Origin of the sequence: Hymenobacter sp. BT188 (assembly GCF_014333585.1) — a bacterium.
GTDB lineage: Bacteria > Bacteroidota > Bacteroidia > Cytophagales > Hymenobacteraceae > Hymenobacter.
The window spans coordinates 338,844-356,656 of record NZ_JACSCW010000001.1; the positions used below are offsets into that span (position 1 = coordinate 338,844).

The window sequence follows — 17,813 nt, forward strand, 5'->3', positions numbered from 1 at the left end:
GCTAGAAGCAGACTCTTTTAGTAGCTGATTCCGGCCGCGACAACCGGCCCTCAACCTTTCTGTTTCAACCGCTCTTCGCGCCGCTTTTTGCGGCAGCCAGTCATTGTTGTGCCCAAATTTTTGGCTCTAGGAAACCTGCACTTCGCCTTTCGTCGCTCCGCTTTATACTTCAAAATTAACCGCGCTATGTCTTTCAATTTTACGCTGCGTTTTTGCCTTCTGCTGGCTGGTTTAGTGGCTGGGGGGCATTTTGCGGTAGCCCAGTCGCCCGCAGCTGCGCCCACGGCCTCCGCCACGGCGGCTCCCAAGCGCCAGCTTCAGGCCCTGCGCATCACGGAGCCCATCAAGCTTGATGGCGAGCTTAACGAGACCATGTGGCAGCAGGCGACTGTAGCCACCGATTTTATTCAGCAGCGGCCCAACCCCGGCGTACCGGAAAAGCAGAAAACCGAAGTGCGCATACTTTATGATGACGCCAACCTCTACATCGGCGCCATCATGCACGACATTAGCCCCGACTCCATTCTGCGCGAAATGACCCAGCGCGACCAGTTTGGCAATACCGATCTGTTTTCGATTTTTCTGGATACCTATAATGATAAACTCAACGGCTACAACTTCACCGTAACAACCTCCGGCGTACAGCTGGATGCGCGCTACTCTCCGGCCAGCGGCGAAGACTGGAACTGGAACGCCGTGTGGGACGCCCAAACCAGCCAGCGCGGCACCGACTGGATAGCTGAGATGCGCATTCCGTATTCGGCCATTCGCTTCAGCAAGGCGGCCGAGCAGCTCTGGGGGCTGAATTTTGCCCGCCAGCGCAAGCGCGACAACGCGCAGTTCTTCTGGAATGAAGTGAAGCCTGAAGTAGACGGGTTTGTGAACCAGTGGGGCGAGCTGCGCGGCATCCAAAACGTGGAACCGCCGCTGCGCCTGTCGCTCACGCCCTACGTATCGGCCTACGTGAACCACAACCTGCTGAACGCCGATGGCACGCGCCGCACAACTACCAGCTTTAACGGCGGGGCCGACCTAAAATGGGGCATCAACGAAAGCTTCACGCTGGACGCCACGCTGGTTCCCGACTTTGGGCAGGTCCAGAGCGACAACCAAGTGCTCAACCTTTCACCTTTCGAGGTTCAGTTCAACGAAAACCGGCCGTTTTTTACCGAAGGCACCGAGCTGTTTAACAAAGGCAACTTATTCTATTCCAGACGGGTAGGCGCTACGCCCATCGGCTTTTATAATGTAGCCGCGGGCGACAATGAGAAGATCGTGCGCAACCCCTCCGAAACGCGTCTGCTGAACGCTACCAAAGTGTCGGGCCGGACCAGCAAAGGCTTGGGAATTGGGTTGTTCAACGCCTTATCCAACGACGTGTACGCCACCATCCGCAACACCGAAACGGGGGAGGAGCGCGAGGTACAAACCCAGCCGTTCAGCAACTACAATATTGCCGTGCTCGACCAAAGCCTGAAGAACAATTCCTACGTGAGCCTGATTAACACCAACGTCACGCGCTGGGGAAAAACCTACGATGCCAACGTGACTGGAGGGCTTTTTCGCTTCGCTGATAAGAAGAATGCTTATGCATTCGATGGTAGCGTAGTGTACTCGCGGCGGCGCGGCACCACCTTCGGTTCCGACGACCAAGTTAGTGACCAGGATGGCTACAAGTACCGGGTGGGCGTGGGCAAAATCAGCGGCAAATTCACTTGGGGCCTGAACCATGGTATCGAGTCGGATACCTACAATCCGAACGATCTGGGCATCCTGTTTGGCAACAACAAAATCACGCAATCTCTGGACCTGGGCTACTGGAAGTACAAGCCTTTTTGGAAGGTGAATAACTTCTACCTGTTTGGGCAGGCCCGCCACACGCTGTTGTATAAGCCTACGCGCTATCAAAGCACGAGCTTTTACCTGGGCGCGAACACCACGTTCACCAAGAACTTTCTGCAAGTGGGCTTCGACTTCAACGTGGACCCCCGCAACCACGACTATTTTGAGCCCCGCGTGTTTCCCTTGGGCGAGTATTATGTGCGCGTGCCCGGCAGCACCAGTCTGATAGTGTTCTTCAATTCGGATACGCGTAAGAAGTTTGCCCTGGGCATGAACGCCGGCAACAGCACCTACGCCCTCGACAACCGCCTCGCCCGCGACCGGCGGGTAAGCTACCGGTTCGGCGCTTACCCCCGCTACCGCGTGAACGACCACCTCACCTTTCGCTACAGCCTCGATTGGAGCTTTGATGGCAACCAGATTGGCTACGTAAATGGCGGTATGTCGCGCGATGAGCCTATGGATGAGGCGTTTATAGGACAGGTTATCCTAGGCCGCCGCGATGTGGCCACGGTTTCCAACGTGGTGTCGGTGGCCTACACGTTCACCAACCGCATGTCGTTTACGCTGCGCACGCGCCACTACACCAGCAACGTGCGCTACGCCGACTTCTCGGTGCTGCGGCCCGGCGGCGGTGAGCAACTCGTGGACTACCGCCGCAACCGCGACAATACTTACAACGCCTTCAATGTGGATGCCGTGTACTCGTGGTGGTTTGCGCCCGGCTCCCAGATCAGCGTAGTGTGGAAAAACGCGGGCACGTCGTTTCTGCAGGCCAACGAAGCCACGCCGCTCTACTTCGATAACCTGAGCAATACCATCAACACGCCGCACAATAACTCCGTCTCCGTCAAGATTTTATATTACCTCGATTACCTGGCATTCAGGAAAAATAAGTAGCTGCTTCACGAAGCCAAAAAAGCCCCCCAGCGCCGCTATCTACAGTTGATAGCGGCATTGGGGGGCTTTTTTGTACTGACATTCAGGTAGAACTAATGCACTCGCAGCCGGCAACTGCCGTACAAGCTACTGCCAGCTCCCAAATTAGATTCTTGCTTTATGACACCATCTTTTTTAGAAGAATTTCTGCGCAATCCTGCCGTGGTGGGCTCCATGGTGCCTAGCTCCCGCGAGCTGACCGAGAAAGTAATGGCGCCTATCGATTTTGCTAGCGCCCGCTGTATAGTGGAGTATGGCCCCGGTACGGGCGTTTTTACTGATATTCTTATTCAGCGCCGCCAAGCCGAAACGGCCATCGTATTGGTTGAAGTAAACCGGCGCTTCAGCAAGATGCTCAAGGAGCGTTATTCGGGCCAGCCCAATGTGCACGTTATACACGGCTCAGCCGACAAAACCGGCGAGTATTTAAAAAACTGGGTTTGGATAACGTAGAGTATGTGGTTTGCGGCTTACCATTTTCCTCGCTGCCACGCCGCATGGGCTGGCGCATAATGCAACAGACGCAGCAGGTGTTATTGCCTGATGGCAAGCTTGTTCTGTTTCAATATTCTCTGCAAAACAAACGGCTATTCGAGCGCTTCTTCCGCCTGCTCGACGACACGTATGTGCTCCTAAATATTCCGCCTGCCCACGTCTTGGTATATACTCCCGAAGACAACGTTACTGCTGACGCAAAAGCAACGGGAGCGGCGCAGAATAATTCAGCTAAAGTGCCTGCCTAGACGAAAATGGGGTGTAGCTACTTACTATGAGAGCGGCAAAATACACCGACTTATATATGCTTACTTTTGATACTGCTTAACGCTTGCCTTTAACGCTCTTTTCCGCTTGTATGAGTTTGTTAACCGTTTCAGGAATTACACTGCGAGAAAAAGAGAAGCATATTCTAAAAGATGTCAGCTTTACGCAGCAAAAATTACAGAAAATTGCCCTAGCTGGCGAAACCGGCGCCGGCAAAAGCACCCTTCTTCAAACCATCGCCGGCCTGGTGCAGCCTGATGCTGGTGAAGTATGGTTTGATGGTCGAAAAGCCAAGGGTCCGGCCGAACAATTGATGCCCGGAAATCCGGGAATTTCCTACCTGTCGCAGCAGTTTGAGCTGCCCAAATTTTTGCGGGTAGAGCAGGTGCTAAAATACGCCAATAAGCTATCGGAAACGGAAGCCCAGACGCTATTTGAGGTGTGTCGAATTGACCATTTGGGCGAGCGTCGCACCGACCAGTTATCGGGTGGCGAAAGGCAGCGAATTGCATTGGCAAAACTGCTGCTTTCTTCACCCAAATTACTCCTGCTGGATGAGCCATTTTCCAACCTGGATATGGTGCATAAAAACATCCTGAAATCAGTGATTCAGGATATCGGCGAAAATCTGCAAATTACCTGCATACTCATCTCCCACGATCCTCTGGATACGCTTTCGTGGGCCGACGAGATAGTGGTGATGCATGGGGGAAAAATAGTGCAAAAAGGCACCCCAGCGCAGATTTATAACCAGCCAGTCAATGAATATGTGGCGGGTCTTTTTGGAACCTATAACTTAATAACAAGCGCCGCTCAGGCGAAAGCTATTTCAGCGGTAGCCGGGGTGAAATGGAAGTGTAAAACGATGCTGATTCGGCCTGAAAATTTCAGCTTAAAATCAGTCAATACAGGTGGCCTTTCGGGTGAGGTGCAAAAAGTGCGTTTCTTCGGTTCGTATTCCGAAATTGACGTTCAATTCGCTGGTAGTATCATTAAGGTTCGCACCAATGTTGGCAGTGCTGCCCCCGGCGATACAGTTGGCCTTTCACTGACCGATGACGCCGTCTGGTATCCGGAGCATTGAAGGTTAAAATTCAAGCCCAAAGCAGCCGCATAATCGGTATAAACGAGATGGCTTATTTGTAGTGCTGTGCGTCAATATTTACCTGTTGATTATGGTTTGAAATAATGTCTCTTTTCCAGCCCATCAAGTGAGAACGATACACTTCGTATGGTGCATACCGGCACTTCTGACAATTGCTGCTTCCGCCACGGCCCAAACAACGCCTAAGGTGTTGGATACTTACCGTAATAAAGCAGTAGTAGTGAGCAAACCAACGCTTGTCAGCACACCGCTTGGCGCTAAAGCACCGAATGGGTTTCTGGGGCGCACCTCCGCCTTTCGCAACCGGGAAATGTCGGTGATGGTAACGCTAACCCGCCCGCTTTCCGCGGCAGAAACGCTACGCTATACCGAAACCAAATCGTCGGTGCAGGTAATCTGCGCGACTGTAACCGTATATGATGCCAACGGTACGCTTATGGCAATGGGCGAAAAGTGTACTTTGGTGCCCGTCGAAAAGAAGTAGATTAATTTACAGTTCGCTAGCTACTAGAATAATAAAGCCCGTAATCAGCGCCGGATTCAGACCTGATGTATAACACCAAAGGCCCCAGCTATTGCTGGGGCCTTTGGTGTTGAATGCCAAAAGTCGTGGCCGAACCAGTTGCTTTCTTAAGCAAACTACATCCTTTATGCGCTCTTGCGGGGAAGCTTCTTTAGGTAGCTGAGAATGGCTTTGCGGAAGGCTTCAGGCTGCTCTACAAAGGGTACGTGGCCGGTTTGAAGCTGCGCTATTTGCTGATTGGGAAAGCGGAACATCTTGTAATGATCCGGCCCAACGCAATAATCCTTGGCGCCGGTGATAATCAGCACGGGCGCTTTAATTTGGGGAGTAAGGGCGGTGAAATCCTTGCGGTAATCGGGGAGGCTGAAGCCGTAGCCGCCAAACTCGCCCGTGCCGGGGTTGCCCTTATCGGCCTCGGTAACTTTTTGGTGGCCGGCCTCGGTCTGATACTGAAGCTTGAACCAAATGTTTTGCTCACTCAGATGGGGCATGAGCATACCGAAACGCTCATCCAGGGGCTTGCTCTCGTCGAGGTAAGGCGCTTTATCGGGCAAGCTCACGAAGTTCAAACCATTTGTGAGTGTGCTTTTCATGGCTTCATGAAGGCTGAGCGTGCTATTCACGAGCACTAGGCCGCGCACGTGCTGGGGGTAGCGCGCGGCGTATTCCGTGGCGATGGTGCCACCAAAGGAGTGCGCCATTACCACCCAGGTGTCGAGACCCAGCTGCTGGCGCAACTCCTCCATGTCCAGCACCATGCGGTCGAGGGAGTAGTTCTTGTTTGGGTCGTTGGCGGAGCGGCCACTGCCGCGCTGGTCGTACCAGATCATCTGCAGCTTATCCTCCAGACTAGGACCTGCCAGTGCTTCCGGCATGCCGCTCCAGGCGCCCGGTCCGCCGTGCACAAACACGCAGGGAATGCCTTGTCCCGAGATTTTGGTGTAGAGCTTTAAGCCGTCGCTGGTGGTAATAGTGGGGGTGCCATTGGTGAGCGGAGTAGAACGGCCGCCAGCGAGTAAGAACGTGGGCAGCAATAGCGTCCAAAGTAAAAGTGCATAGGTGTAGCCATGGCGGGAGGAGCGGGCCATACAAGAAAGGTGGGTTAGGGAGAGAAAAGGAGTGGCAAAAACGAGTTGCGCGGCTACTGCCTGCTCACAGCGAAATCAGCTGGCAGAGCAGGGCCGCGAGATGCAGCTAACCAGTCATGAAAAGTAGCTGGGGGGCAAATCAGCCCACAAAAATAAAAAAAGCTACATAATTTAATACGCTTCCGAATACCTGGCCGCAAGGGGAAATTGTGCGCACTTACCAACAGGTTCACATCACCAAAAAAGCCCCCCAGCGCCTGTAATCCTTGATCTGGCGCCCGGCACGACGGAAAGGAATTGCGCTAAACAGGCTACGACCCAACCAGTGGAGAATGGTTGGGTCGTAGCCCGTCAATTGAACTTCCGAAATGTGCTTCTAATACGTCTCCGGGTGGAAGGTGAGTACCGGCGCTTTGGCTTGCACAGCTACGCTTTCGGCCGTGCTGCCGCCGTGCAGGAAGTGCCAGAGGCCCGTGCGGCCGTGGGAGAGCATCACCACTAAGTCGGCGTGCGACTGCTCGGCGTAGCGCGGCACCCCAATGCTTACCTGGGGGGCATTTACTACGTCGGGCTCATAGTTGAGAATGTGGTGACGGTCGGCGAAGGCATGAATACGGTCGATGGCGTTGGAGTAATCCTCCGCGCGGGTCACTACGTCGAGCAGGTGCAGAGTGGCTTCGGGGAAGGCGGCGCACACCTGCCGCAAGCTCTTCACGGCGCGGTCGGCTTCCTGCGAGAAATCGGAAGCGAAAACGATGGAGCGCACCTCGAAATGCGGCGCCGGCAGCTTCACCGTAAGCACCGGGCAAGGCGCAAGCCGTACCAGCCGCTCAGCGTGCGAATCCATCTCAAATAGATGCAGAAACGCTGGCGCGTGAATCTGGGCCCCAATAACTACCAAGTCGATGTGCTGCTCGCGGATAACTTCCAGAATGGCCTCGTCTACATTGCCCGTCGCTACTTGGTCGTGCACCGTTACGTCCGGAGCAATGCGGGCCATTTCGGCAATCAGCTGGCGCATGCGGTGTTTGGTACGCTGCAGCAGTTCCACCATAAATACGCCGTGCAGCGATGCTCCGCTCGATACGCCGCCAGTGGTTACCATACCACTACCAGCCGAAGCATCTACTACGTGCAATAACGTGATCTGCCCATGCGTGCGGTGGGCCAACTGCATAGCCACCTCGAAGGCGTTGTGCGCTTCGGGGGAAAAGTCCGTAGGTACAAGGATATTTTGCATGACAGTAAGGGGGAAAAGTGTGGTATACAAACGCTGCACGCGCCGGTGACGCTGGTGTAATAATTTACATATTATACTTCAATAAAACAATATTAGAGCTCAACTTTATACTCTGCCCATTTACTTCCTCTACTATCGCAACTGGTTGGTAGTGAAATACAAACGGTTGATTTCTTCTCAAAAGAAAAGGATCTTGCCAGTTGCCCCAGGCTAGCCATTCTAGCAGCGGCAAAAGCAGATGGGGGCGACGAATAATGGTAGTCAGGTATCGGCTTGCGGGTACGGCCACGATGGAGGGCTTTTTTATTGAGTTCACCTCCCACGCAGTAGCAAAAGAAGCCCCAGCTGCGGTGGCAGCTGGGGCTTCTTTTGCTACTGATAAAGCGTGGCTCTTTACTCGGTTGAAAGCTGCATTTTAATAACTACACACTCCACAGTTGCAACCCCAGCCAGCCATACGTTCCCAACACCGTAGCAACTAAGCCCAGCGCGCCGTAGGTGAGCAGCAGGTACCAGGCTACCACACGACTGCGAAACAGGCGGAAGCGGCGTACCGTCAAAATTAGGCCCCAGAGCGTGAGCACGGTGAAGGCCAGCGGTGCCACAAAGAGCAGCACACTTTGGATGCTTACGCGCCCGGCCGCCGCCACATTGCCCCCCAGGCTGCCCAGGGCAAACCCAAGTGTTATCAGTGCCACCGTGGCTAGCAGCGGCAGCAGGCGCGGCAGCAGCTGTATGCGCGGCAGCTGTTTGCGCAAAGCATAAATCAGCCAGATCAGCCCTGCCACGCTGGATGTGGTAGCCAGCAGGATACTAAGCCAGAACAACGTAGGTGGCAGCCACCACCAGATGCCTGCTTTGAGCGCGTAGCCTTGGGGTGATATCAGCACCAACTCCCCGTCGTGGTCTTTTGTTAGGGCCACGCTCGGCAGGGTTTGGCCACTGAGCCGGAAAGAAAGCGGGCCGGTAGCCATCAGTGTATCGGGGTCGCTGAAGAGGGGCTGGAGCGTGAGCAGCTGCCCGCGTCGCTCTAACGAAATGCCCCCCAGTAGGTGAGTGCTGAAGCCGGTTAGCGCGTTGCGGGGCGCAGCGCTCTGATAATGGCCCAGGTAGGGCGCAATGGCTGCTGTATCAAGAGCCAGCACGGGCGCGGTAGGCGGCGTGGGTTGGTCGCGCAGCAGAAAATCACGCACCAAGGTACTGATGGAAGTGAGTGGTTTCGAGCCATTGTTTGATAAAGCATAACCCAGGCCCAGCTCCCGGTTGTAGGCAAACATGGAGATGAAACCCTCGATGCCCCCATTATGCCCGCGAAACGGGGCTTTGCCTTTTTTGTTGATGATGGTGCTGGCAAGGCCGTAGCCGGTTTGCAGGCCGACGCGGGCTTCGAGGGTGCTATGCACGGTTTCCATTTCGCGCAGACTGGCAGGCTGGAGCAAGGCCGTGCCGCTAGGGGTGCGGAAGTCGCGAAGAAAGAACTGTACCCACTGAGCCATATCGGTGGCGGAAGCACTCATGGAGCCCGCCGGACCTGCATAAATGGGTAAGAGGGGCACGGGTTGGTAGCCGCCGTCGTCGTAAACATAGCCACGGGCCAGCTTCGGATCCGACTCTTGACGCAGGGCCGCAGTGGCATCAGGCATACCCAGGGGGCGCAGCACGTTTTTGGCGAGGTAGTGCTCATACGGTTCTCCGCTCAGCTTTTCGAGCAGATATCCGGCCACCAGATAGCCTGGATTGGAGTACGACATTCGCTCGCCGGGCCGCCACCGGCAACGCAGCTCCTTACGAAAAATCTGGACTGCCGCCGCGCCGCGTGGGTCGGTGGGGGTGGTGTTATAGACGTGGTTAATCTGCATGTCGTCGAAGCCGGCGGTATGCTCCAGCACATGCACCACGCGCACCGGATCGGTCGCTTCCCAGGGGTTATCGATGGGTACCTCGGGGGCAATTTTGCGCACCTCGTCGTTGAGGCTCAGCTTGCCTTGCTCCACCAGCTGTAGCAGCCCTACTACAATAAAAGGTTTGGTAACAGAACCCACCCGAAATAGGGTGTGGGGCGTCACAGGGGTTTTATGCTCCACATTAGTCAAGCCTAGCCCGCCCGCAAACAGCACTGAGTCGCGGGTAACCATAGTGAGTAGCAACCCCGGAATATGCTCCCGCCGCATGATGCGCTCGATGGAATCTGTAAGCTGGGGAATGGTCGTTATTGGCTGGGGTCGGCGCTGGGCCTGAGCGCTGAAACATGGCGTTAACAGCGCCAGGAATAGAAGAAGTCTTTTCACGATAAGCGCAGGAAGTAGATAGGTATATGCGCTGGAAGATAGAGCTTTTACTATTTAGATAAGCAGGACAAGTAGATAAGGCAATAGCAACTTGCGAATCAGTAACATCTCGCTGGGGGCTTTTTTTGGAAAGTATGCTTTTACAATGAGGTAGTATCCATAGTCAAACAGACAGATTGGATTCAAACTAGTAAGCTGTCATGCAGAGCGCAGCGAAGCATCTCGCGCGCTTCGTTGCAATGGTAGTTCAACCAAACACGCGAGATGCTTCGCTGCGCTCTGCATGACGTTCTAGTGATTGAGTTAGTACTCTTGCATCAGCCCGCGAGATACTTCGTCACTGCTGGAGGCGTAAAATGCTCTGCATGACTGGCGATTTTGGAAGACGGGCGACGGACCTTAGGCTCGGAAAATGCCCTCTACGGCCGCAGAAGCCGTAGCGTAGTATCCAGAGGCTGGGTGAGGAGTAGCTGCCGGGACTGCTGGCGCAGGGTTTCCTGCTGCTCGCGCTGTTCGACTTTTTTGAATAAGCGCACCTTATAGGGGCTTTTAGCAGCAGCGCGACGCAGGTTAATGTATGTAGGGCGGCCCCGGGCACTACGAATCAGGCGACCTTGCTCAATGCGCTCTACGCGCTTCTGGTTGTTGCCAAAAAGCACCTGCAACGGATTGAGGCTCACGTATAAGTTGGCCCGCCCATCTAGGTGGTAGTAGCCGCTGACTTCCAGGTTGCTCAGGTTGCTATTCAGGCGCAGGCTGGGAATCAGGATGCGGCCATCATGCAGCAAAAGCTGGGTGCTGACGGGCTCAAAAAATAGGTGGCTGGTGCGCTCCGTTTTCATGAATTTCAGTGCCTCCGTGAAAAAATCAACGTTCAGCAGCTCCAGATTGCGAATATCCGTTTTGAGGTAACCCAAGGTGGTAGCGAATACGGGCAGGAAAGTAGAGTCGAGGTCGGTGTGAATGTCGGCGGAGCAGCGCAGGGTACCGCGCACATTATGGCCGTCGAGCAGATTGATGTTCATGTCTGTGAGCGTAGTAAAAAGCTCAGGGAGAGCGATATCTTCCAATTGCGTTTGGACGTGCAGGGGATGATGGTTCTGCCCGGCATTGGTGAGCATACGTCCACGCAGCTTAATGCGGCCCTGCAAGGCATTCAGGGAGCATTCCTCCAGCACTGCTTCGCCCTCTCGCAGCCGCGAGACCAGTTGGAAGTCCGTGCCACGCACCGCTGTGTACTGCACTTTGTCGGCCTGTACCCGCACCACGGCACTCAAAATACCACTGGAAAGCAGCGACTTGTCGCGGGCAGTGCCGTTGCCATTCACGGCCGGTTTCTTCCTGCGATTTCCATTTTGGGCGGACTGGGGGGCATTTTCTTCCTTCACGTCCAGGCCGGCCAGCATTTGCAGAAGCTGCTGCACATCGAGGGTGGCGTAGCGCAGATCAAGGGTAGCATTGGCGGCCTGTACGCGGGTGCCTTCTACCTGCACGGTAGCCGTGGCCTTGCCAATACCGCCCCGCGTAGTGGCGAAGTTGAGGTAGGGCATCCGCAGCGAATTGCCCGTCTTTTCTAAGCGTAGCCGCAGATCCTTAATGTTTTCACCCGCCGAGAGCTGCATAGCATCGATCGAGCAGGTAACATGCCCGTTGGCGGCCAGTAGCAGCTCCCGCAGGGCCGGACTCGCGGGCTCCTTGGCTGAGCGCTGGGGTGGACGGGCCGTATGCCGAAGCAGGTTTTGGTAGTTGAGCTGATCGTAGTTTACTGCCAGCTCGAAGCGGATGGGAGCCACTTGCTGACTTGTATCGGAAGGCCAGGACGCGCGCCCGCTCACATTTGCCCCCCACACCTGGCCACGAATATTATTGAGGAGTACGCGGTGGCCATCGTGGCGCACGGTCACGGCCAGGTGGTTGACGGTATCGGCGGGCAGGAAAAGCCGGTCGCAGCGCAACCCCACATTCAGGCGCAACCCCGGCGGAAACATGCTCATATCCAGCTTCCCCGACTTAGCGGCTGGGGGCGGTACGGTGCGCGCGGAACCGGCCGCAACCGGCCGCAAGAGCTCACGCACGCGGTCCAGGCGCACTTCATCGACGGCAAAATTGCCGGTAATCTCGGTGGTCGGGTGTCGCTTGGTCAGGTAATCCAGCAGGTGCGTAGTAGTAGCGGTGGCCCGAAAACGCATGCCGTCCAGCACCCCCGTAGCATTGGTAAGGTGCCAGCGACTATCCTGTAACCCCACCTGCACGTTTACGCCCGAGAAATTTGCCCCCCGGTCGAGCAGCACGAAGGATGCGTCGCGCAAGGTCACCGCGCCCCGCACCGACAGGCTATCCAGATAAACCGGGGTATCACGATCCGACTGCGGCGGCAGTGGCCCTTGCAGCTTTAGATCGAGCTCGGCCGTGCCGCGCCGCGCCTGCAACAGCTCCGGGACTACCACCGCTGCTAGCTCAGGTAGCTCGGTGCGCCCAATTACCTGCCCGTTCAGATACGGGCGGGTAAAGTCGCGAATGGAAAGGGCCACATCGAGCCAGCCCGGCGCGGTATGGATGCGGCAGTGGTGGAGGGTGAGAGTAGTGGATTTGAGATTATGACCCGGGCCATTGTCGTAGGTCCCGGTGAGGTCCCAGTTTTTGATGTGGCGGGTGGTGTCGGGCCAGGTAAGCTGAGCGTTGCGCAGGGCAAAGCGAAGGATATTGCGCGGACGGATGGTGGGCCCGCTCAGCCCCCGAATAGTATAGCGAATATAGGCCTTGCTGGGACTGGTGGCTCCTTTTACAATCGGCCGCAAGCTCAGCGGCAGCGCTAGTCGCAGCACATCGGGCAGCGGCTGGGTGCCTACGAACCGGAAGTTGAGCTGGGTGCCCGGCTGACCGGGGTTGACGGCATGCGTGCCGCTAATCTGCACGGTATCACCATTGAGCGTAGCGCGGGTCCGATAGATATAGCCCTGGCGCTCCCGGAATTTGTAGCGGTAATTTACCCAGGCCTGCATGGGTTCGCGCTGAAATAAAGGCTCCGTGGTGGAGCCTAGGCGCTCAAGCTCGCCGTCGAGGCTGCCATTTACCCGCAGTATGCCCTGTTGCATGTAGGCTTTCAGTCGAGCCTGACGCACTTGTGCCGCAAACAGGCCGCCGGTAAAGTCGTTGCGGGTTATGATGCGGAAGTTATTGATGACTAAAGCATCCAGCTTCAGATTCATCCTGGGTGCCTTGCCCGGCCCGGCGCGGCGCTTGCCCTTGCGCCCCACGCTCCAGCTGCGTCCCAGCGAATCGACCCGCTCCTGCAGCAGGGCATCATTAATCACCAAACGCGTGACATGCACCTGACCCCGCAGCAGCTCGCGCAACGACAGGCGCATGTCGGTCCGGGCGATGCTCAACACCGTCATCGGCTGTTGGTAAGCGGTATCGGTGAGGCGCAAACGAAGCAGGGAAGCCGTAAGGTGCGGAAAGTCGCGCCAGGGCGAAATCTGGACTTCAAACGGCGCCAACACTAGGGCTGAGTTCTGCCGGTGCTGCTCGCGTACCCATTGCGCCACGCGTCGCTGCCCGATTCCGGTGCCCACCAATGCGGCCACCAGCCCCAGCGCAAGTATTACCAGCAAGAATAAGACAACCAGTAAGCGCCGAAGCCAGCTCCATTTCATAAATATGACCGCTCCAGTTGCAGCTACACGCCTAATTACGAGTAATTATGGCGTGTCGTCGAGTTAAGGTTGTTTGGGGTAGGGGTGAAGCGCAGGTAAGATAGATAGTCCTTTCCTAAGAACCTCAACCTTTACCAGGCAGATGAGGGTTTGAATCAGCAAGTTATTTTATCTAAACTCTCGTATTCGGCCTTACTTATTGCTTGCTGATCCGCTTTTTATGTCTCCAACCAAAACGACTACTCATCCCGCTAAGGTGCAGTATCCCTCAGTGCCGCCTGGCCTGAAGCTGCTGCGGCTGAAGTTTCGGGTACTGTCGGCAGTATCCTCCGAATGGGCTTTTAAGGCTGCTTGGGAGGTGTTTACCACCCCGCGTCGGCTACCACTAAAGGCATGGGAGGCGAAGGCTCTGGCCCATGCTACCCAGTATTGGGCTCAGGCGGAAAGCAGCCGGGTAGCCTACTATGAGTGGAACCCGGGCGGCAGCCGCACGGTGCTGCTGGTGCACGGCTGGGAGCACCGGGCCAGCTTCTGGGGTCATATGGCGGAGGGCTTAATCGAGGCTGGTTTTCGAGTAGTGGCCGTGGACGGACCAGCGCATGGCCAGTCGGAAGGGAAGCGGGCTACACTGGTGAGCTTTGCGGGAGCCGTGCAAGCCGTAGCTGATATTATAGGGCAGGTGCACGCGGTAGTTGCGCACTCTTTTGGAGCCGCATGCACGGCGGGCGTGCCGGTGCGGTTCAATCAAGCCGCTGGGGGGCAATTGCCTCGGCTTGTCCTGATGAGCGTGCCCAGCAGCACCCGCAATGTAGCCGCCCGCTTCGCCGAGTTGCTGCATTTGCCCCCCAGCGTAGTCCAGCGCATGGGGCGCTTCATTGAGGAGCAATACGGCCGCAGCGCCGAGAGTTTCAGCCTGCTTGAAGGCGGTCGTCACTTGCCCGTGCATCTCGCCCTGCTCCTCCACGACCACCTCGACCCCAATGTTCCCTTCGCCGAAGCCAAAGAAATAGTCCGTCACTGGCCCGCCTTGGAGTTTCGGCCTACTACTGGCTTGGGCCACAACCGCATCATGCGCGATCCCAACGTGATAAAGCAAGTAGTGGATTTTATTGCTTGATAGGTGCTAGGAAATAACACGTGCTCGAATTGGCAACTTAAACTGATTGCTCACAAAGGAACTACAGTTTTAAGCTGAACAATACATAGCGTGTTGGACTTGACTAACTATATTAGGTTACTCACTTCCATTTACCTCTAACACCCCAAACGCATGGTCAACGTAGGACTGTTGGTGCGGCTCGAAGCCAAGCCCGGAAAAGAACAAGCAGTAGCCGATTTTTTGCGCAGTGGGCTGCCGCTCGTGCAAGACGAGCCCGAAACCATCAACTGGTATGGCATCCAGCTAGGGCCATCTACTTTCGGTATTTTCGACACTTTCCCCGACGATGCTGGTCGCAAAGCCCACCTTGGCGGCAAAGTAGCCGAAGCTCTCATGGCTAATGCTGGGGAATTGTTGACCACTGACCCGGTCATCGAAATGGTTGATATTCTCGCCTCTAAGTAACTCCTGATAGTAATTCAGGTTGATCAGTAAGTAGAAAAAGCCCCCAGACGTCATTTTTAATGTCTGGGGGGCTTTTCTGGCCGTCATGCAGAGCACAGCGAAGCATCTCGCTCGCGCCATTAAATTAGTAATCCAGCGTCAGCACACGAGATGCTTCGCTGTGCTCTGCATGACGGCTGTTTAGTTACGAAGTTCCTTCAGTAGTTTAAGCTTCTTAAACCGTTTCCTGGCCTTCAGCTGCTAGTCCACGCAGCACTTCGCGCAAGCCGTCGGGCTCTTGAATCAAGCGAGCTACGTGCTGCACGTACTCAGCTTCGGCGCGTAAGTAGCGCTTGAGTTGGCGCAATTCGGCTTCTTGTTTTTTACCTGTGCCGCTAAGCACTTTAGACGGCCCGTATTTCAACTCGTTCAATTGCTGCTTTAGCTCGATTTGCTGCTGACGCAGAGCCTGAGTGTAGCGCGTAAGAACGTCGTCATCGGCGTGGTCGGTGGGGGCAGATTCGGACAGAAGCTGAAGCAGCGTGTAGAGGTCGTTGGCCTCGTAGGCTTCCGTAATGCGCTGCATGAGGGCGGTTTTGTGTTGCTGCGCGTCGGGATTGCGCTCTAAGTCGGGGTGATGAGTGCGGGCGAGCTGGCGGTAGAGCGTTTTTGTATTGGATAACAGTCGTTGCTCCTCTTCACGTGCAGCTTTTTCGGCGGCCTCCTGTGCTTTCTGCGCTTTGGATTTGCGTCGGGCGCGGGCTTGCTCCGCCGCTTGCTCATGTGGGGGCAGCGAAGAATCGAAGCTGGCGTTGGCTTCTGCGGAATCTGAGGCAGTACTTTGCGCCCTGCCTGACTGGCTCTGGGGGGCATATTTTAGTAATATATCCGCCGCATCTTCTCCAAACCGTTCCTGCAAAGCGCGTGCATTCCCAACGATTACCCCCGTAATCTGCTGTTCCTCGGCCCGACTGAAAAAGTGAATCAATAAAGCGTTTTCCAACGGTGCAAACAACGTCTGCCGCGCCTCTACCACCGCCCGCGCCGCTGGCCCTACCTGTTGCCAATAGCGACGCCGGGCTTCGGCTCGCTCGGCCTGCAAGTCACGTAGGCGCTGGCGCAAGCCCTCTACCTGCTGCACTGCCTCCCGAAACGCCTGTTGGGCTGGGTTGATAGCCGTATCCGTTGCCGGGATGGGTAAGGAGGTAGCGGCCGGAACGTCGAAAGAAGTGGTGTTTGCCATGGGCCAGCAAAGATAAGACGTAACCCTAAGAGAGTATTTGACGCAGTTCGTTGTCTCAGCTACTGCGCTATCTTATCACTCCACACTTCATACGCCACCCGAAACGTATTACAATGGGCATCCACGATGTCGCCGATACGTTCGGAATATCCGCCGCCCATGCTCACGGCCACCGGCAGATTGTTGTCCCGACAAAGCCCCAACACGAACTCATCCCGCTGGCGGCAGCCCTCCTTGGTGAGCGTCAGTTTACCCAGCTTATCAGTAGCCAATACATCCACGCCAGCCTGAAAAAACACGAAATCAGGCTTCACTTCGGCTAGCAGGCGAGGCAACGTGGCGGTAAGCTGGTCCAAATATTCCGCATCAGAAGTGCCCAGCGCCAACTCCAAATCCAGATCCGACTTCTCCTTACGAAGCGGATAATTAGCCCCCGCGTGCATAGAAAAGGTGAACACCCGCGGCTCCTGCTGAAAAATGCTGGCCGTACCGTCGCCCTGATGCACATCCAGATCGACGACTAACACTTGCTTAGCTAACTTATAATGCAGCAAATGCGCCGCAGCAATGGCAATATCATTGAGCACGCAAAAACCCTCACCCCGGTCGGCGAAGGCATGGTGGGTGCCGCCAGCCAAGTTCAGCGCCACGCCGTCAGTCAGGGCCCGCCGCGCCGATTGCAAGGTGCCGGCGCTGCTGCTCAAAGAACGGCGTACTAGCTGCTCACTCTGGGGTAAACCTAGCCGCCGTATTTCGGCAGGGGAGAGGCGCTGGTCGCGTACTTTGTGCCAATACTCTTGGGTGTGCACGCGCAGTATATCCTCCTCAGCGCAGAGGCCAGGGTCGTAAAAGTCAGTTTGGGGAGCAATTCCCTGCCACAGTAGCTGCGCCCGAATCAGCTCGTACTTGGCAATCGGAAACCGATGACTGGGGGGCAAATCCAGGGTATAGCGTTCGGAAGTAGCGAGGCAGGGCATGAGGTAAAGACGCAAATAGAATGAACCCGAGAACATACGTACACAGCGCAACAAGAGTGCTCGGCTCTTTAATAACAACCTTAATCCAGTGATTTAAGCTATGATTGTAAAAAAAATATTTAGTTAAATAGAATTAAAAATATGCTCAATAATGATTTAAATAAGGTTTTATAAAAGAAATGATTGATGTCAATAAAATTTATTTTAAAAATATATGCATTGCCTATTGCATGAATAAAATCAACCCTGCATATTTGTTCCATCAACTACACAACGCCATGCTACGCTGCACCAATTTTATTTCCAAGCAAGACGCCCAGGAGCCACGGATCTCCAGCGCGGTTCGGTACAGCTAAGTAGCAGCAGATTCCCCTCTTATACTTCCGCAACCCGAACCTAAACAGTTCGGGTTGTTTGTTTTACAACAGTTTACATCCGTACGGTCATGCGTTATCAACGCCCCACCTTCCTGCATACCTCCCTGACTAAACGGTCAAAGAACCGTTTCCAAGATTGGTGCGACCGGGCTTTTTCCCTGGATACGTTACGTAGATAAACCTTGCGTAACCCTTCTATGAAAAAAGCTCGGCTCCGAAAGCCGAGCTTT

Annotated in this window: 13 protein-coding genes; 7 read left to right on the forward strand and 6 right to left on the reverse strand. The window is 55.3% G+C overall.

Features of this window, described 5'->3' with window-relative positions; genetic code table 11:
- Positions 1–186 precede the first annotated feature (186 nt).
- The 5 genes from H8B13_RS01420 (at position 187) to H8B13_RS01440 (ending at position 5,132) form a co-directional block, all read left to right on the forward strand.
- A complete protein-coding gene (locus H8B13_RS01420; RefSeq protein WP_187309046.1) occupies positions 187–2,742 on the forward strand; it encodes a DUF5916 domain-containing protein in 2,556 nt (851 codons plus the stop codon).
- Positions 2,743–2,901: 159 nt separating this feature from the next.
- The gene (locus tag H8B13_RS01425) at positions 2,902–3,234 is read left to right on the forward strand and encodes a class I SAM-dependent methyltransferase (RefSeq protein ID WP_187309047.1); all 333 of its coding nucleotides are present in this window, start codon (positions 2,902–2,904) and stop codon (positions 3,232–3,234) included.
- A gap of 44 nt (positions 3,235–3,278) precedes the next feature.
- Complete coding sequence (locus tag H8B13_RS01430) at positions 3,279–3,524, forward strand: hypothetical protein (protein ID WP_187309048.1); 246 nt, start codon at positions 3,279–3,281, stop codon at positions 3,522–3,524.
- 83 nt (positions 3,525–3,607) lie between these two features.
- Positions 3,608–4,627 (forward strand): ABC transporter ATP-binding protein, encoded by a 1,020-nt coding sequence (locus H8B13_RS01435; protein ID WP_261990181.1) that lies wholly within the window; start codon positions 3,608–3,610, stop codon positions 4,625–4,627.
- 127 nt (positions 4,628–4,754) lie between these two features.
- A complete protein-coding gene (locus H8B13_RS01440; RefSeq protein ID WP_187309049.1) occupies positions 4,755–5,132 on the forward strand; it encodes a hypothetical protein in 378 nt (125 codons plus the stop codon).
- Positions 5,133–5,296: 164 nt separating this feature from the next.
- On the opposite strand, the gene H8B13_RS01445 is transcribed toward H8B13_RS01440, so the two are convergent.
- The 4 genes from H8B13_RS01445 to H8B13_RS01460 all read right to left on the reverse strand — a co-directional run bounded on the left by H8B13_RS01445 (position 5,297) and on the right by H8B13_RS01460 (position 13,401).
- On the reverse strand, positions 5,297–6,259 hold the full coding sequence (locus H8B13_RS01445) for an alpha/beta fold hydrolase (protein ID WP_187309050.1): 963 nt from the start codon (positions 6,257–6,259) through the stop codon (positions 5,297–5,299).
- 376 nt (positions 6,260–6,635) lie between these two features.
- Positions 6,636–7,499, reverse strand: a complete 864-nt coding sequence (locus H8B13_RS01450; RefSeq protein WP_187309051.1) for a universal stress protein — start codon at positions 7,497–7,499, stop codon at positions 6,636–6,638.
- 422 nt (positions 7,500–7,921) lie between these two features.
- A complete protein-coding gene (locus tag H8B13_RS01455; RefSeq protein WP_187309052.1) occupies positions 7,922–9,787 on the reverse strand; it encodes a serine hydrolase domain-containing protein in 1,866 nt (621 codons plus the stop codon).
- A gap of 419 nt (positions 9,788–10,206) precedes the next feature.
- Entirely contained in the window at positions 10,207–13,401 is a 3,195-nt protein-coding gene (locus H8B13_RS01460) for an AsmA-like C-terminal region-containing protein (RefSeq protein ID WP_187309053.1), read from the reverse strand.
- 262 nt (positions 13,402–13,663) lie between these two features.
- On the opposite strand from H8B13_RS01460, the gene H8B13_RS01465 reads away from it, so the two are divergent.
- Positions 13,664–14,560 (forward strand): alpha/beta hydrolase, encoded by an 897-nt coding sequence (locus tag H8B13_RS01465; protein ID WP_187309054.1) that lies wholly within the window; start codon positions 13,664–13,666, stop codon positions 14,558–14,560.
- Between the two features lie 153 nt (positions 14,561–14,713).
- The gene (locus H8B13_RS01470) at positions 14,714–15,007 is read left to right on the forward strand and encodes a putative quinol monooxygenase (protein ID WP_187309055.1); all 294 of its coding nucleotides are present in this window, start codon (positions 14,714–14,716) and stop codon (positions 15,005–15,007) included.
- Between the two features lie 214 nt (positions 15,008–15,221).
- On the opposite strand, the gene H8B13_RS01475 is transcribed toward H8B13_RS01470, so the two are convergent.
- Together H8B13_RS01475 and H8B13_RS01480 are read right to left on the reverse strand one after the other, a co-directional pair.
- A complete protein-coding gene (locus tag H8B13_RS01475; RefSeq protein WP_187309056.1) occupies positions 15,222–16,229 on the reverse strand; it encodes a J domain-containing protein in 1,008 nt (335 codons plus the stop codon).
- A 59-nt stretch (positions 16,230–16,288) separates the two neighbouring features.
- Positions 16,289–17,206 carry a histone deacetylase gene (locus H8B13_RS01480; protein WP_187309057.1) on the reverse strand — a complete coding sequence of 306 codons (918 nt, stop codon included), beginning with the start codon at positions 17,204–17,206 and terminating at the stop codon, positions 16,289–16,291.
- Positions 17,207–17,813: the final 607 nt, after the last annotated feature.

Bases quoted from the DNA above. Each gene is read 5' to 3' on its own strand.
- H8B13_RS01420 (WP_187309046.1), top strand. From the start codon at position 187: ATGTCTTTCAATTTTACGCTGCGTTTTTGCCTTCTGCTGGCTGGTTTA.
- H8B13_RS01425 (WP_187309047.1), top strand. From the start codon at position 2,902: ATGACACCATCTTTTTTAGAAGAATTTCTGCGCAATCCTGCCGTGGTG.
- H8B13_RS01430 (WP_187309048.1), top strand. From the start codon at position 3,279: ATGGGCTGGCGCATAATGCAACAGACGCAGCAGGTGTTATTGCCTGAT.
- H8B13_RS01445 (WP_187309050.1), bottom strand. From the start codon at position 6,259: ATGGCCCGCTCCTCCCGCCATGGCTACACCTATGCACTTTTACTTTGG.
- H8B13_RS01450 (WP_187309051.1), bottom strand. From the start codon at position 7,499: ATGCAAAATATCCTTGTACCTACGGACTTTTCCCCCGAAGCGCACAAC.
- H8B13_RS01465 (WP_187309054.1), top strand. From the start codon at position 13,664: ATGTCTCCAACCAAAACGACTACTCATCCCGCTAAGGTGCAGTATCCC.
- H8B13_RS01470 (WP_187309055.1), top strand. From the start codon at position 14,714: ATGGTCAACGTAGGACTGTTGGTGCGGCTCGAAGCCAAGCCCGGAAAA.
- H8B13_RS01475 (WP_187309056.1), bottom strand. From the start codon at position 16,229: ATGGCAAACACCACTTCTTTCGACGTTCCGGCCGCTACCTCCTTACCC.
- H8B13_RS01480 (WP_187309057.1), bottom strand. From the start codon at position 17,206: ATGCCCTGCCTCGCTACTTCCGAACGCTATACCCTGGATTTGCCCCCC.